This window comes from Natronococcus amylolyticus DSM 10524 (assembly GCF_000337675.1).
GTDB classification, from domain to species: Archaea; Halobacteriota; Halobacteria; order Halobacteriales; family Natrialbaceae; genus Natronococcus; species Natronococcus amylolyticus.
The window spans coordinates 85598-99949 of sequence record NZ_AOIB01000014.1; the positions used below are offsets into that span (position 1 = coordinate 85598).

Annotated in this window: 14 protein-coding genes and 1 tRNA gene; 6 read left to right on the forward strand and 9 right to left on the reverse strand. The window is 66.7% G+C overall.

Annotation, left to right across the window (positions count from 1 at the left end; genetic code table 11):
* Positions 1 to 6: 6 nt before the first annotated feature.
* Both C491_RS05160 and C491_RS05165 read left to right on the forward strand, forming a co-directional pair.
* A complete protein-coding gene (locus C491_RS05160) occupies positions 7 to 681 on the forward strand; it encodes an RNA 2'-phosphotransferase (protein WP_005554313.1) in 675 nt (224 codons plus the stop codon).
* A gap of 321 nt (positions 682 to 1002) precedes the next feature.
* Positions 1003 to 4077, forward strand: coding sequence for a PAS domain-containing sensor histidine kinase (locus C491_RS05165; protein ID WP_005554314.1), 3075 nt, complete (start codon positions 1003 to 1005; stop codon positions 4075 to 4077).
* A gap of 260 nt (positions 4078 to 4337) precedes the next feature.
* Here C491_RS05165 and C491_RS05170 read toward each other — a convergent pair.
* Positions 4338 to 4421, reverse strand: a tRNA-Leu gene (locus C491_RS05170).
* 123 nt (positions 4422 to 4544) lie between these two features.
* On the opposite strand from C491_RS05170, the gene C491_RS05175 reads away from it, so the two are divergent.
* Positions 4545 to 5066, forward strand: a complete 522-nt coding sequence (locus C491_RS05175; RefSeq protein WP_005554315.1) for an OsmC family protein — start codon at positions 4545 to 4547, stop codon at positions 5064 to 5066.
* A gap of 33 nt (positions 5067 to 5099) precedes the next feature.
* On the opposite strand, the gene C491_RS05180 is transcribed toward C491_RS05175, so the two are convergent.
* The 4 genes from C491_RS05180 to C491_RS05195 form a co-directional block, all read right to left on the reverse strand.
* Positions 5100 to 5438, reverse strand: a complete 339-nt coding sequence (locus C491_RS05180) for a ferredoxin (RefSeq protein WP_005554316.1) — start codon at positions 5436 to 5438, stop codon at positions 5100 to 5102.
* A gap of 58 nt (positions 5439 to 5496) precedes the next feature.
* Positions 5497 to 6453, reverse strand: a complete 957-nt coding sequence (locus C491_RS05185; RefSeq protein WP_005554317.1) for an oxidoreductase — start codon at positions 6451 to 6453, stop codon at positions 5497 to 5499.
* A gap of 82 nt (positions 6454 to 6535) precedes the next feature.
* On the reverse strand, positions 6536 to 8599 hold the full coding sequence (locus C491_RS05190) for a bifunctional metallophosphatase/5'-nucleotidase (protein WP_005554318.1): 2064 nt from the start codon (positions 8597 to 8599) through the stop codon (positions 6536 to 6538).
* A gap of 168 nt (positions 8600 to 8767) precedes the next feature.
* Positions 8768 to 9286: a peptidylprolyl isomerase gene (locus C491_RS05195; RefSeq protein WP_005554319.1), complete on the reverse strand. Its 519-nt coding sequence runs from the start codon at positions 9284 to 9286 to the stop codon at positions 8768 to 8770.
* A 98-nt stretch (positions 9287 to 9384) separates the two neighbouring features.
* On the opposite strand from C491_RS05195, the gene C491_RS05200 reads away from it, so the two are divergent.
* Positions 9385 to 10356, forward strand: a complete 972-nt coding sequence (locus tag C491_RS05200; RefSeq protein ID WP_005554320.1) for a succinylglutamate desuccinylase/aspartoacylase family protein — start codon at positions 9385 to 9387, stop codon at positions 10354 to 10356.
* A gap of 4 nt (positions 10357 to 10360) precedes the next feature.
* On the opposite strand, the gene C491_RS05205 is transcribed toward C491_RS05200, so the two are convergent.
* From C491_RS05205 to C491_RS05215, 3 genes are all read right to left on the reverse strand, one after another.
* Positions 10361 to 10861, reverse strand: coding sequence for a small multi-drug export protein (locus tag C491_RS05205; RefSeq protein WP_005554321.1), 501 nt, complete (start codon positions 10859 to 10861; stop codon positions 10361 to 10363).
* An 82-nt stretch (positions 10862 to 10943) separates the two neighbouring features.
* On the reverse strand, positions 10944 to 11705 hold the full coding sequence (locus C491_RS05210) for an SDR family NAD(P)-dependent oxidoreductase (protein WP_005554322.1): 762 nt from the start codon (positions 11703 to 11705) through the stop codon (positions 10944 to 10946).
* Between the two features lie 117 nt (positions 11706 to 11822).
* Entirely contained in the window at positions 11823 to 12233 is a 411-nt protein-coding gene (locus tag C491_RS05215) for a DUF5518 domain-containing protein (protein ID WP_005554323.1), read from the reverse strand.
* Between the two features lie 279 nt (positions 12234 to 12512).
* Between C491_RS05215 and C491_RS05220 the strand changes: the two genes are divergently transcribed.
* Both C491_RS05220 and C491_RS05225 read left to right on the forward strand, forming a co-directional pair.
* Positions 12513 to 12761, forward strand: coding sequence for a UPF0175 family protein (locus C491_RS05220; protein WP_005554324.1), 249 nt, complete (start codon positions 12513 to 12515; stop codon positions 12759 to 12761).
* Complete coding sequence (locus tag C491_RS05225) at positions 12748 to 13254, forward strand: DUF3368 domain-containing protein (RefSeq protein WP_005554325.1); 507 nt, start codon at positions 12748 to 12750, stop codon at positions 13252 to 13254. The genes C491_RS05220 and C491_RS05225 overlap by 14 nt, the downstream gene beginning before the upstream one ends.
* 16 nt (positions 13255 to 13270) lie before the next feature.
* Here C491_RS05225 and C491_RS05230 read toward each other — a convergent pair whose 3' ends face one another.
* Positions 13271 to 14338, reverse strand: coding sequence for an anthranilate phosphoribosyltransferase (locus C491_RS05230; RefSeq protein WP_005554326.1), 1068 nt, complete (start codon positions 14336 to 14338; stop codon positions 13271 to 13273).
* Between the last annotated feature and the right edge of the window lie 14 nt (positions 14339 to 14352).

Genomic DNA, 14352 nt, shown 5'->3' on the forward strand with positions numbered 1-14352 from the left:
CCTCTCGTGACGGAGCCAGCTCGAACCTGCGCGGAGCACGGCCCGTTTGCGACCGACGACGGGAGCTGTCCGCGCTGTGGTGCCCGCGGGACGGAGCTGCTTTCGGGGGCGCGGCGGCGTCGCCTCTCGAAGTTCACGAGCGGTGCTCTCCGACACTTCCCGGAGGACGCCGGTCTCGAACTCGACGACCGAGGGTGGACGACCCTCGAGGAGGTGGTTGCCGCTGTCGAGGGGAACTACGACTGGGCGGAGGCCGAGCACGTCGCGGCCGTGATCGCAACCGATCCAAAGGGGCGGTTCGAGCGAACCGATGGGACGGACGGCGACGACCGCGTCCGCGCGGCCTACGGCCACTCAGTCGACGTCGACCTCGAGCCGATCGACGCGCCGGTGCCTGACGAGCTCTACCACGGCACCGCCCCGGAGAACCTCGCGTCGATCCGCGAGTCGGGCCTGCGGCCGATGTCCCGCCAGCACGTCCACCTCTCGGAGAGCCCTGGGGCCGCCCGCCGAGTCGGGCGTCGTCACGCGAGCGATCCCGTCGTCATCGCCGTCGACGCCGCGGGGATGCTCGCGGACGGCCACCGGATCACGAAACGCGGTCGCGAGACGTACACGATCGATCGGGTGCCGCCGGTGTATCTCGAGGATTTCGTCGCGAGCGACAATCCCCGTCGTTAGAGCAGGAGCGACGGTTCAGACCCGGTCGGTGCCCGTTTTTGGCATTGGACGAGGGCCGCCCGTAACGGATCCTGCGCTGTATCCGACGCGGACTGAGACGCGCCGTACCTGGGCGGCGAGCGGGTTGATCACCGCCGCGGCGGACACGGTCCCTCGAGACTGGCGGCGAGAGCGACGCGGAGGCGGTCGAACTCGCGAACGGCAGGATCCACGGGCCGCCGGGATCGGTCCGCGTCGAGAGGGTCGCGCAGGCCCGCTGTTTGCGGACTGCTACCAGGAATCGACAGGAAATTTATCCGTTTCGGTAGCCATTTCGCGGACATGAGTACGGGAGCGAGTCCCGAGGAAGGGGACGGACGGCTCTGGGGGAGCGTCGACGACGACGCGGCGCTCGAGCGGTATCGGGCGCTCGTCGGTGCGATCGACGACGGCGTCTACCAACTCGATGCGGACGGGACCTTCGTCGCGGTCAACGACGGTCTCGTCGAGATAACGGGCTACGAACGGGCCGATCTCCTGGGGGAACACGTCTCGCTGATTCTGGACGACGGCGACGTCTCAGCTATCGAGGACGCGGTGTCGGCGCGTCTGGAGGGGGCGAGCGAGGGACGCGAAACGTTCGAACTGGGCGTTCGGGCCGCCACCGGCGAGGTCGTCCCGTGCGGACTCCGAGTTAATCCGCTCGCGGACGACGGCGAGCTTCGGGCCACGATCGGCGTGGTGCGGGACCGAACCGAGCCGAAACGGCGACTGGACACGTTCGAGTCCCCGGACGCGCCGTCGGGATCCGTCACCGACGTCCTCGACGAGGCCGACATCGGGGTGTTCGTCCTCGACGACGCGTTCGAGGTCGCGTGGGCCGACGAGACCGTCGAACGGTACTTCGGACTGGATCGGGACGCGATCGTCGGCCGCGACAAACGGACGCTGGTGGAGGAAACGGTAAAACACGAACTCGAGGATCCGGAGCGGTTCGCCGAGACCGTGCTGGCCACCTACGACGACAACAGCTACATCGAGCGCTTCGAGTGTCGCGTCACGGCGGACGACGGTCGGGACGGTCGGTGGCTCGAACACTACAGCAAACCGATCGAGTCGGGCCGCTACGCCGGCGGGCGGATCGAGTTCTACTACGACATTACCGACAGGAAACGCTCGGAGAGCGCCCTCCGGGAGAGCAGGGAGGAGTTTCGCTCCCTGGTCGACGCGATCGAGGAGTACGCCATCTTCCGACTGGATCCGGCGGGTCGCGTCATCAGCTGGAACACGGGCGCCGAGCGGATCAAGGGGTACGACCGCGAGGAGATCCTCGGCGAGGAGTTCTCGGTCTTTTACACGCCCGAGGACCGCGCGGCGGGCGTTCCGGAGCGGAACCTCGAGCGGGCGACCGAGCGCGGCTCGTTCGAGGACGAGGGGTGGCGCGTCCGTGCTGACGGGTCGCGGTTCTGGGCGAACGTTACCATCACGGCGGTCCGGGACGCGGACGGCACTCACCGAGGCTACCTGAAGGTGACGCGGGACGTGACCGAGCGCCGACGATACGAGCAACGGCTCGAGAGCGAACTCGAGGAGGTCTTCGGGCGGATCTCCGACGCGTTCTACGCGGTCGACGAGGAGTTCCGGTTTACCCACGTCAACGACCGCGCCGAGGACCTCCTCCAGCACTCCGCGGACGAACTGCTCGGCGAACGCCTCTGGGACGTCTTTCCGTCGGCCGCCGAGATCGACGAGGTCTGGGACGCGTTCCACACGGCGCGGGAGACCCAGGAGGCGACTAGCTACGAACTCTACTACGACACGCTCGGGTTCTGGGTCGAGGCAAACCTCTATCCCTCGGAAACCGGGATCTCGGTCTACTTCCGGGATATCACCGAACGCAAGGAACGCGAGCAGTATCTGGAGGAGACCAAAGAACAGCTCGAGGCCGCGACCGAGGCCGGCGCGGTCGGGACCTGGGAGTGGGACGTAGCCGAGGACACGTTCGTCACCGGCGCCTCCTTCGCGCGAACGTTCGGACTCGACCCGGAGCGCGCCCGAAAGGGGGTCCCCCTCGAGCGGGTGCTGTCCTCGATCCACGAGGACGACCGCGACCGGGTCGTCGCACGGATCGAGGACGCTCTCGAGACCGGGGGCGAGTACCAAGCGGAGTACCGGGTTCGAAACGCCGACGGCGAGATCCGCTGGGTCTTCGCTCGCGGCCACGTCGAGTGCGACGGGGCGGGCGAGGCCGAGACGTTCCCCGGCGCGCTCACCGATATCACGGAGCGCAAACGGGCCGAACTCGAGGCCGAGAGCCAGCGCCGGCAACTCGAGACGCTGTTCCGAGTGTTACCCGTCGGCGCCGTGGTCGCGGACGGGGAGGGATCGCTGATCAGAGCGAACGCCACGGCAAAGGAGATCTGGGGCGGCGACGTCTTCGATGCCGACTCCGTCGCCGAGTACGAGAAGTACACCGCCGTCTGGGCCGACTCCGGCGAGCCGGTCGAACTCGAGGAGCGGACGATGTCCCAGGTGCTCCGCGGGGAAGAGGTGACCGAACCGAACGTCTACGAGATCCGGACGTTCGACGGCGAACGGCGGATTGTTATGGAACACGGGATGCCAGTCAGAGACGAACGCGGCGACGTGCGTCGTGCGGTCGTTACGGTCACGGATATCACCGAGCGCCGCGAGTACCAGCGGAAGCTCGAGGAGACGATCGAACAGCTCGAGACCTCGAACGAACGCCTCGAGCAGTTCGCCTACGCGGCCTCCCACGATCTGCAAGAGCCCTTGCGGATGGTCTCGAGCTATCTGCAGCTCATCGAGAGCCGCTACGGCGAGCTGTTCGACGCCGACGGCGAGGAGTTCCTGCAGTTCGCTATCGAGGGTGCAGAGCGGATGCGAAGCATGATCGACCGCCTGCTCGCGTACTCTCGCGTCGAAACCGGCGGAAGCTCCTTCGAACCGATCGATCTCGATCGGCTCCTCGACGACGTTCTCGACGACCTTCAACTCCGCCTCGAGGAAAGCGGTGCCGGCGTGACGGTCGAAACCCTCCCCCGGGTGAACGGCGACGCCGATCAGCTCCGACAGGTGTTCCAGAACCTGCTCGAGAACGCGATCGAGTACAGCGGCGACGAACCGCCGACGATCCGCGTCGACGCCGAACGGCTGGACGGGACGTGGAAGATCGCGGTCCGCGACGAGGGGATCGGGATCGCTCTCGACGATCAGGAGCGCGTGTTCGAGGTCTTCCAGCGGCTCCACGGCCGCGGCGAGCACGAGGGAATGGGGATCGGGCTGGCGCTCTGTCAGCGGATCGTCGAGCGCCACGACGGCGAGATCTGGGTCGACTCCGACCCCGGCGAGGGGACGACGGTCTTCGTTACGCTCCCGGCGGTCGAGGGGTCGTAACGGCCGGGCGACCCTCGAGAGGAACTGGGACGGCGGGCGACCTCGAGCCGAGACCCGGGAAACGGCGCTCCGGCGTCTCGCATATTCCGTGCGGCGGCGCCGGGGTAGCCGGTTCGCTCGAGGCAGGCTTGACGGTTTTTTGAACTGCGAGGGAAGAGATTTGAACCACGCCCGAGAACCTGCTCGCTCCGCTCGCAGAACCTCGGTCTGATTCGAACCCTTCGTTTCGCAGCTACCGCTCACGGGTGTTCGCGGTAGCATGCGAGGGAAGGGATTTGAACCCTCGGACCCCTACGGGAGCGGGTCTTAAGCCCACCGCCGTTGGCCTGCTTGGCTACCCTCGCACAGAAGTGCGCTCGAGGGTAGCCACTGGGCGGGAATGTGTGTTTCGGTGTCCGCTCGGTTCCTGGCTTCGGCGGCCGATCTCGGAGCGTAGTTATTTGAGGAGCGACCGATTATCGGAGTGTATGAGTGAGAGTAACTTGCAAGAGGAGCAGGAACCGCTGAAGGCCGAGTACGAGGAGGACCCGGAGTCGGCCCAGATCACGCTGACCGCGACCGGCGAGGAGCAAGACGACAGCCGGAGCTGTAACGTAGACATCGGCCGGGCGATCTACGAGGCAGAACTCCACGAGGGCGCCGGCGGTCCCGGAACCGGGGCCTGTTCGGGCGACCTGTTGCTGGGCGCGCTGGCGGCGTGCTCGCAGCTCACCGCCCAGGCCGTCGCGGAGAACTTCGGCCTCGAGGTCGATATCGGCGTCGAGGCTAGCGGTGACCTCGACCTCCGCGGGACGATGGGCGTCGACGCGGACGCAGCCGTCGGCTTCCAGGACATCCGCCTCGACGTGACTGTCGACGGCGACGTCGACGACGATACGAAGGCCGCACTGCAGAAGTACACCGAGCGGTACTGCGTCGTCTACCAGACCCTCGCGGAGCCGTCGGCTCTCGAGACCGAGTGGACGTTCCGGGAGGAAGAAGCGGACTGATCGAGCGAACGACACGTCGGGGCTGTGCCCTCGCTACCAGTCGACGCTCAGCGTGCCGTCGCCGTGGGGATCTGGAGCGATCTCCTCGTCCGTGCGGCGGTCGATAACGTGGATACAGCCGTCGCCCTTCTTGGCTGGGCAGACCTCCGCGGCCCGAACGTTGTGCTCGAGGTCGTCCTCGCCGAAGAAGTAGGCCTCCAGCTGAGCGATTCCCGACTCGAGGGACATCCCCCAGTTGTCGCTGACCTCGGCGCATTTGCCCGCGCCGAAGCACTTGTTGGCCTCGAAGACGATCTTGTACGGCTTCTCCGAGACCGGCGGCGCGTCCGCGGAGCCGACGTCGCTCGCGCGCGTAATCTCCTCGTCGCTCATTGCGTAGGGATTCGGCCGAACCGTCTTTCACGTTACGGTCGGCTCGAGGAACGGCCGATTAACTCCGGGCCGGAACGCCGGCTTTCGGCTCCGGGAGGTCGTACGTGACACCGGTCAGGTCGCTCGAGACCGCCCACAGCCAGCGGGCCGTCTCCTCGTCGTACGATCGCTTCGAGGAGGCCTGGCGTTCAGGTGTCCCCTGTATGCTCGCGAGTCCGCTAGGGCCGTAGTAGGCGCCGCCCTCGGCCTCGGGCGCGGTCGCGGCGTACAGCGTCGGCAACGCGCCGTCCGTCGAGGGCTGGGCGATCACCGCGTTCATGAGTTTCATCGCCGCCATCCGGAGCCGACTCCCCCGCATTTCGGGGCCTCGGTACTGCAGGTTCGTGTCCGCGTAGCCCGGGTGAACCGCCATGCTGTCGGCGTTCAGCCCGGCCGTGAGAAACCGACGCTCGAGCTCGTACGCGAACAGCACGTTCGCCAGCTTCGACTGCGCGTAGGCCTCCCACTCGTCGTAGGATCGCTCGCCGTGGAGATCCTCGAAGCGGATCCGGCCCCGCTCGTGGACGGCACTCGAGACGGTGACGACCCGCGCGGGCTCCTCTCCGTCGGTCGCGAGGTTCCCGAGGAGCAGGCCGGTCAGCGCGAAGTGGCCGAGGTGGTTGACACCGAACTGCGTTTCGAACCCGTCCGCGGTCTCCGAACGGGGGATCGCCATGACGCCGGCGTTGTTGATCAGGACGTCGATCTCGTTGCCCTCGAGCCGATCGGCGAAGGCCCGAACCGACTCGAGGTCGCCCAGGTCACACTCCTCGACGCGAAGGTCGGCGTCGGGCGCGTCCCGGCGGACCTCGCGTGCGGCCTGCTCGCCCCGGTCGGTGCTTCGACAGGCCATGATCACCCGAGCGCCGTTGCGTGCGAGTTCGCGGGTCGTCTCGAGGCCGATCCCGCTGTTGGCGCCCGTGACGACGATCGTCCGGTCGCGCTGGTCGGGAACGTCCGCAGCCGTCCAGTTCATACGACAGCCAGGGAGGGCATGCTCCTAAGCGTAGCCGTTGCATCGTTCGGCCGAACCGGGAGTCGATCCGGCTCCGTCGATCTCAGTCCTCTCTGAGCGACGGCGACGCGGCGTCGATCGTCGCCTTGAGCTTGAACCCGTCGTAGACGGCGGCGACGGGAAGCTCGAGGAGATCGCCGTCGGTGTCGGTGTAGCCATAGTGTTCCTCGTCGGGTTCGAACTCGCCGAAGACCCGCAGCTCCTCGGCGTCGGTGGTGGCGAGGAACTGCTGGAGGTCGCCGGTGTCGTACCCGATCCAGAGGAGGCCGTCCTCGATCTCGGCGGAGACGGGGTCCGGTGCGTCCTCGTCGACGTCGGCCGTCGCGCCGAAGAACGTCTCGGCGTCGCCGATCTCGGCCGCCCCCTCGGGGACGTCGAAGCAGAGCAGCGTTCGGCCGTCCTCCCGACGAACGGCTCGATAGCTCCCGACGTCCTCGTCGACCCGCAGGATGCGGTTCTCGAGTTCGGGCTCGACCGGGCTGTGCTCCTCGACGTACTCCATCACGGCGGGGCCAAGGACGATCCCGCCCTCCCAGAGCAGCTCCGCGTCGCTGAACGGTGCGTAGTCCTCCGCGGTGTTCTTGAGGTAGTCGGTCGTCGAGACGACGTACGTCTCGTCGGGCTCGAGGGGTTCGCCCTCGACGTAGACGTCACCGACCTCGGGCTCCTCGTGGCCGCTCCACTCATACTGGAGGCCGCCGACCTGCTGGCCCTGCTGGGCGCCGAAGGTGTTGTCCGGGAGCGTGTCGATGCGGTTCTCGAGCACCTGCAGGATCTCCTCGCCGGTCGCCTCGAAGACGACCGCCTCGTTGCCGAACGGGAGGATTCCCAGTACGTCGCCCGCGGTGAGTTCGCCCGGACCGTACGTGGTGTTCGTTCGGATCCCGCCGCCGTTCTGGAAGGCGACCTGCGCGTCGGGGTGCAGGTCGAGCATCGTGTCCGTGAGGAGGTTGCCGATCAGGGCCTCGCGGCCGTAGGTGATCGAACCCGAGGTGTCGAGTTCGACGGCCGTCTCGCCGATCACCTCCGAGAGCTCCTCGTCGAGCTCGTCGTACTGGGCCTCGATGCGCTCCTTGAACTCCGGATCGGCTTCGGTGTCCTCGTCCAAGTCGAGGCGCTCCCAGCTCACGAGATTCCCCTCGGAGTCGAGGGTCATCACGCCCAGGTGGAAGTAGGCGTAGCCGACTTCGCTAATGACGGTTCCTTCGTATTCCTCCGCGGTATCCATCGTGTAGTGGGAGTGCGAGCCGAAGATCGCGTCCAGCCCGTCGACCTCCTCGGCGAGCTCGAAGTGGGTCTCGTGGGGCGTGTGCGACGAGCAGACGACGACGTCGGCGTCCTCCTCTTCGCGAAGCAGCTGGGTCATCTCCTGGGCCGTCTCGACCGGGTCGCGCTGCTCGTAGTCGTCCGGGTAGTCCGTAATCCCATGAAAACCCCGTAGAACGACGTTGAACAGGCCGACCGTGAGGTCGCCGATCTCGAGGGTGGTGTACTCCTCGGTCTCGGGGAACAGCTCGCCGTCGGGCGTGTACAGCGCCGAGTTCAGCCACGGGAACTCGCTGTCAGCGAACCGTTGCTCGGCGACCTCGACGCCGTAGTCGAAGTCGTGGTTGCCGACGCCCGCGGCGGTAAGGTCCATGTCGTTCATGAAGTCGATCTTGTGCTCACCCTCGGTGAAAAACGAGATCGTCGAGGAGCCGAGCTCGTCCCCGTTGGCGAGGAAGACGGCGTCGTCCCGATCCCCGAGTTGCTCCTGGACCACGTTCCAGTAGCGCGCGATGTTCGGCTCGCCGGGTTCGCCGATCTCGCTGTGGGTGTGCAAGTCGTGGACGATCGTGACGGTGTCGCCCTCGGGCTCCTCGGCCGCGACGCCGGAGACCTGCGAGCCGAGCGTCAGCGCACCGGTGGCGGCCGCGGTCGCCCCCATGAACGTTCGGCGGGTGTGCGTTCGTCCGCAGCCACACTCCCGAGCTACCTCCGAGGGCTCCTTGGGACGGAGTTCGCCGTCGTCCTCGACCGCGTAGACCTGGCTCCGCTCCGTCGCCGGTTCGCCCCGCGTCGATCGACTCCCCGTTCGCCGTCCGCAGTCCGACTTGTCGGAAGACATCGATCGGTAATTAAAAATCATCAGTGAAAGTTGTTCTCATACACATCTATACCTGGTGTAATCTGACACGACGGGTAAAACAATCCGCTCGAGCAGCGCATCAAATCGACAGGAGCAGCTCGAAACCGTGGAAACGACGGGCGCAAAACGAGAGAAACGCTCGGGTCCCTACTCGTAGTCGACCGACACCGACTCGAGGACGACGTCCTCGCGCGGTCGGTCGTTGGCGTCGGTCTCGACGTCGCCGATCTCGCGGACGACGTCCATCCCGTCGGTGACCTTGCCGAAGACGGCGTGGCGGTCGTCGAGATGTGGCTGGGCGCCGAGCGTGATGAAGAACTGCGAGCCGTTGGTGTCGGGTCCGGAGTTGGCCATCGAGAGGATCCCGGCGTCGTCGTGGCGCAGGTCCTCGTGGAACTCGTCGTCGAACTGGTAGCCGGGGCCGCCACGACCGGTTCCGGTCGGGTCGCCGCCCTGGATCATGAAGTCCTCGATGATCCGGTGGAAGACCACGTCGTCGTACAGCGGCTCGTCCTCGACCTCCTCGCCCGTCTCGGGGTCGGTCCACTCCTGGCCGCCCGTCGCGAGTCCGACGAAGTTGTCGACGGTTCGCGGCGCGCGCTCGTCGTAGAGTTCGACCTCGATGTCGCCCTCGCTCGTGTGCAGGGTTGCAGTAACGTTGCCCATACGTCGGCCGACGGCCGGACGGGTGAAAACGGTAGTGGTCTCGGAACGGTGTGACCGCCTGCCGCAGGTACATACCGCCGGGCGTAAAACGGTCGTCCATGACCGCCGGAACGCACACGACCGAGGAGGTGACGCTCGCACGGTTGCCGTCGGGCGTCGAGATCACGACGACGGTACACAGCTACGACGGCGCCGACGACGGGCCGACGCTGTACGTCCAGGCCGCCCAGCACGGCCGCGAGATCAACGGCACCGAGGTGTTGCGCCGGTTTCACGACCGCCTCCCGCTCGAGTCGCTGTCGGGACGGATCGTCGCCGTCCCCGTCGCGAACCCGCTGACGTTCGATCGGGTCTCCTACACGACCCCGGAGATCATCGACAGCGTCAACCCGAACATGAACCGGGTGTGGCCGGGCAACGCCGACGGAAGCCTCCACGAACGCATGGCCGCTCGGCTCTGGGAGCACGTCGGCGACGCCGACGCCGTCGTCGACCTCCATACCGGGAGCCCGGACATGCTCCCCCACGTCGTCTTCCTCGAGGGCGACGAGGAGTCGCGAGCGCTGGCCGAGGCGTTCGGCACCGACCTCCTGCTCTCGGAGGAGGCCGACGACGAGGCGAGCGAGGAGTGGCACCGCCGCGGGTTCGCCGGCAAACTGCGGGTCGCGGCCGCCAACGAGGGGATTCCGTCGATCACGCCCGAACTGGCCCACAACAAGCAGATCCTCGAGGACGCCGTCGAGATCGGCGTCGACGGGCTGCTCGATGTCTGTCGTCAGCTCGGACTACTTCCCGGTGAGGTTCCCGCGCGCGAGCAGACCCTCGCCAGGAACCACCTCGGCCAGGTCGTCGCCGACCACTCGGGGCTGTTCCGGCCGGATCCGGCCCTCGAGATCGGCCAGCCAGTCTCGGAGGGCGACGTGCTCGGCACGGTGTACGATCCGACGACCTACGAGGCGCTCCAGGAGGCCGTCGTCGGTCGCGAGGGACTGTTGTACACGCTCACCCAGGAGGCGACCGTCCCGGCCGGCGAAAAGCTCGCCAGCGTCGCGTTGATCCGCGAGGAGTGAGCGGCTACGACAGCCCGAGCGCGGAGAGGCCGGCCACCGAGCCAGCGACGAGCACGACGGTCCAGGCGCCGAGACCGATCGTCAGCCAGACCGCGACGCGTCGCGGACGGCCGTCGACCGTGACGGCGATCAGTGCCGCAAGGTGGATTCCCGCAAGTATCGGCCCGACGAACGCGAACGCGACGAGCCCGTACCGCTCCCAGACGCGTCGCGCGCGCCCGGCTCGGCCGCTCGAGGGTGACCCGTCATCGCCGGAGTGTCGCCGCCACAGGGCGAGTAGGCGGTCCTGGAAGGCGACGAGCAGGAAGACCACGGTGACGCTCCCGGCGAACGCGGCGACGCCCGTCGCGACGGGGTCGAGTCCGAGCCCGATGGCGACCGGAATCACGGCAAACGGTTCGACCGCCGGCACCATCGCGAGCACGAAGACGAGCGCGTACCGGACGAGCCCGCCCGCATCCTCGAGTTCGGTGCCGACGTCGACGAGTGCAATCGAGATCGACATACGAGTGGCACGACGTACCGACGTCGCTAGTGACGACGCAAACAGGCGAGAAAGCGATTTTGGTTCCCTCTCCAAGCGAGCCTCAGCAGGTCGAAAAGCCGCCGTCGACGACCAGCCCGTGACCGCTGACGAACGAGGCCTCGTCGCTCGCGAGAAACAGGATCGCGTCGGCGATCTCCTCGGCTTCGCCGAGCCGCTTGAGCGGGTACTCTTCGGCCATCGCCTCGCGGGCCGCCTCGGGGTCGTCCCGCATCGCCAGATACTGCTCGAGCAGCGTCGTGTCGGTAAAGCCCGGACAGACGGTGTTCGCCCGAACCCCGTAGGGACCCGCCTCGGCGGCGATCGCCCGCGTGAGGTTGAGCACGGCGCCCTTGCTCAGCGAGTAGGCGGCCTGCTTGGGTAACCCGAGGATGCTCGCCAGCGAGCCGACGTTGACGATCGACCCCTCACCCTGCTCTTTCATGTGCGGCAGAGCGGCGTGACAGCCGTTCCAGACGCCCTTGATGTTGACGTCGATGACGAAGTCCCGGATCGAGTCGTCGGTCTCCTCGAGCCGCGAGGAGGGGTGGCCCGTCCCCGCGTTGTTGACGACGATATCGAGCCCGTACTCCTCGGCGACCGTGTCGACGACCGCGTGAAACTGCTCGCTGTCGGTGACGTCGAGGTCGTAGAACTCCGCTTCGGTGTCGCCGTCGGCGAGTTCGGCCGCAACGGCTTCCCCGCCGTCGCTGTCGATATCGGTGACGATGACGCGTGCGCCCTCGTCCGCGAAGCGTTCGGCCGTTGCGCGTCCGATCCCCGACGCTGCTCCCGTGATGAGGGCCGTCTCGTTCTCGAGTCGCATACCACGATGCTCGGACGGCTACTATATAAATTCGTTCGTGGTTTCGACCGATTCTCAAACTTCGTTCGAGATATCGGCACAGATTCAAAACACTGGTAAGCCCGCTCGAGCCGATCGTTAGAACTCGCTTTCGGCGTAGACGCCGATAACGCCACCGAGGGCGCTCAAACCGACGGTGTATATCGTCACGAAGAGGAGCGCGACCAGTCCCAGCAGGCCCAGCACCGCCGAGTTTGCGCCGAATCCGAGGAGAAAAAGCAGGAAGAACCCGATGACGCTCAGCGGGAGCAGCACGACCAGTCCGGCGAGCGCGCCGACCCTCAGTCCATCGTTGGTGTCGCCACCCTCGAGGTAGCCCGCGACGGCGCCCCCGAGCACCGGCGACAGCGGAACGAACGAGAGGACGATCCCGACGACGCCGCCGAGGACGGCGTTGAGCGCGGTACTCGTGCCGCGTCCGGGATCCTGTTCGTCGACCGGGGGCGGCGTCGAGTTCTCGAGCGACGACGGCGGATCGTTCGGAGCCATACGCCAACCAATACACGATAGTTGATATATCTGGCTGTCAGGTCGCCGTAGTGGGCGGGACGATTACCGGCGAGGACTCGATCAGTACGTGCCGACCGCCAGCGGGCTCGACCGTGACGGCTCCTCGTGCGAGTCCGAAGGAAACTCCTCGGCTCAGAACTCGCGTAGCTCCTCGAGGACCGCCTGCGCACTGCTGTCGGCGATCACGTCGCGGGCCCGCTCGAGGACGTGGACGGTTCGGAACGAACGCTTATCCGATACTCCGTCCTATCGTTGGCTATGACCGCAATCGAAATTCCGGAGGAGGTCTACGACGCGCTTCGGCTTCCGGAAGACGAGCGAGAGGGGGTCATGCGCGAGGAGCTCGCGTGTTCGCTGTACAATCGGGGGGCCCTTTCGTTCGGGAAGGCACGGGAACTCACGGGGCTGTCGAAACGGGAGTTCGGCGAGCTACTCGGGAAACGCGGTATCGAACGCCACTACACCGACGAGGAATTGGCCGAAGATCTCGACTATGCCGACCGATGAGGGCGTCGTCGCCGACACGTCACCCCTGCTCAACCTCGCGCTGATCGATCGACTCGAGTTGCTCCGGTCGCAGTTCTCATCGATCACCGTTCCCGAGGCGGTTCGCTCGGAACTGCTCGCCGGTGAGGGCGAGGTCGATCGGCTCGAGTCGTTTCTCGAAAGCGGGTTCGTGACCGTAACCCGGCCACAGCGGACCGATCTCGTTCGAGAGTTTCAAACTGAACTTGACGAAGGCGAGGCCGCCGCGATCGCGCTGGCGATCGAACACGGCGCCGAACTGGTGTTGATCGACGAGCGGGACGGGCGGCAGGTCGCACGCCGTCACGATCTCCCGGTAACCGGCGTTGTCGGTGTCCTGTTGAAAGCCGCCGAACGCGGCGAACTCGCGATCGCGCCGGCCCTCGATGCGCTTCGCGACGCCGGATTCTGGATCGACGACGAGTTGTATCAGCAGGCGATCGATGCCGTCGACGACGGTCAAGACGGAACGTGATTCGTGAATCTGCGTTTCAGAACTCGCGTAGCTCCTCGAGGACCGCCTGCGCGCTGCCGTCGGCGATCACGTCGCGGGCCCGCTCGAGGCCCTCCTCGAGCGAGTCGACGTCCTGACGGGCGTACATCCGGAACGCGCCGTTGAGCGCGATGGCGTCGGCGAACTGATCCTCGCGCTCGCCAGCGAGCACCTCCTCGGTGATCGTCGCGGAGTCGGCGGCGACGTCGTCGACCGCGAGGTCTTCGCTCTCCATCTCCATGCCGTACTCGGCGGTTTCGATCTCGTAGTCGGTCAGGTCCTCCCCCGCGTTCCACTCGGCGACCTTCGTGTACCCCGGCCGAATGTCGTCGTACCCCTCCATCCCCTGGAAGAAGATCGCCCTCGAGTAGTCGAGTTCCTCGCTTTCTCTGAGCAAGTCGGTCAGCTTCTTCGCGAACGCGAGGTGGTAGAAGGAGCCGAGGTGGACGTCAGCCTCGGCGGGGTTGGCGACTGTCTCGATCGTGTTGACGAACGTCCGGACGCCCATCTCGTCGCGTCGCTCGAACAGGTCGTCGATTCCCGGATTGAACGCGGGCTGGTAGTAGAAGCCGAAGCCGGTCTCGTCGACCATATCGGCGCTTTCGTCGGGCTCGAGTTCGGTCCGAACGTCGAGCTCGTCAAGCACGTGCTTGTAGGCGGTCTCCTTCTGGGTCGGAACGCCGTCGCCGGAGTGGACGACGACCGGAGTGCCGGCGGCCGCGGCGACGACACCAGCACCGACGCCGAGCAGCGCGGAGGTGTGCTTGCCGTCGTAGTTCGCGCCGCAGTCGACGGGGTCGCAGTCGGGGGCAGCGGTGACGACCGACTCCTCGCGCATGACGTCGGTGTAGGCCGCCAGCTCCTCGGGGGTGTTTCGCTTCCAGCGGTTGGCCAGCCAGAACGCGCCGAGTGTCGTCTCCTCGGGCTCGCTGGCGAGGATGCGCTGGAACGCCTCGCGGGCCTGTTCGCGGGTCATGTCGTCGGCCGATTTGGGACCGGAGCCAACGATCTCGGTCAGCAGCCGCTTGAGCGGCCACTCGCCGAACGTCTCGGAGTTGTTCGTCATGGATCGTCGTTACC